Origin of the sequence: Acidovorax sp. ST3 (genome assembly GCF_003231145.1) — a bacterium.
GTDB lineage: Bacteria > Pseudomonadota > Gammaproteobacteria > Burkholderiales > Burkholderiaceae_C > Acidovorax.
In genome coordinates this window covers 1-752 of record NZ_QKVP01000023.1, presented here as the reverse complement: position 1 = coordinate 752, position 752 = coordinate 1, and the positions used below count along the sequence as shown (strand labels likewise).

Sequence of the window (752 nt, the reverse complement as noted above, 5' to 3'; positions counted from 1 at the left end):
GGCTGTTTTCCCGCGGCCCGGCCGGTGTACGCGATGTGGCCCGCGGTATGCCCCGGCACGTCCAGCACCGTCAGGTCCAGGTCCAGTTCCGGCAGCACCACACGGTCGCCCTCGGCCAGGGGAACATCGCAGCGCGGCAGCTTTTCGCGCGCCGGGCCATATACGGTGATATCGCCAATGCGGGACAATTCAAGCACGCCGCCCACATGGTCGCCGTGGTGGTGCGTGAGTAGAATGGCGCGCAGCTTCAGGCCTTCGCGGGCCAGCCATTGCAGCACCGGGCCGGCTTCGCCGGGGTCGACCACGGCGGCCTGCCCGTCGCGGACGATGGCCCAGATATAGTTGTCGGTGAAGGCGGGCAGGGGCAAGACCGCGGCGTTGCGTTCGCGGCCGCCTGCGGGGGCGGTCAAGGCTTGCATGGGATTCGAAGGAATGAAGACGTGGCAGAAGAAACTCCGCCGATTGTAGAACTGGCCGAATGGTTCCAGACCCCGCCAGGGCAATACGCCCTGGCCTGGGAGCGCGCGCAGTTCGACGCGGCCGTGGCGGACGTCTTCGGATATTACGCCTGGCAGGTCGGCCTGGCCGACCTGAATCTGCTGCGCGCCAACCGCATGCCCTTCAAGGGCTATGTCGGCACGGAAACCCCCGCGCCCGAGAATATCGCCGGTTGGCAGTCGCGCGTGGTGCTGGCCCAGCCCGAAGCGCTGCCGTTCGAATCGCAGAGCGTCGACCTGCTGATCCTGCCGCAC

General features: G+C 67.6%; 1 protein-coding gene and 1 pseudogene. One reads left to right on the top strand and one right to left on the bottom strand.

Annotated elements, in window-relative coordinates; translation table 11 throughout:
* Positions 1-419: MBL fold metallo-hydrolase (locus DNK89_RS23300; RefSeq protein WP_153064321.1), on the bottom strand; the 419-nt coding region annotated here is incomplete at its 3' end.
* Between the two features lie 21 nt (positions 420-440).
* On the opposite strand from DNK89_RS23300, the pseudogene DNK89_RS23295 reads away from it, so the two are divergent.
* Positions 441-752: pseudogene (locus DNK89_RS23295) on the top strand (SAM-dependent methyltransferase); the annotation flags it as partial.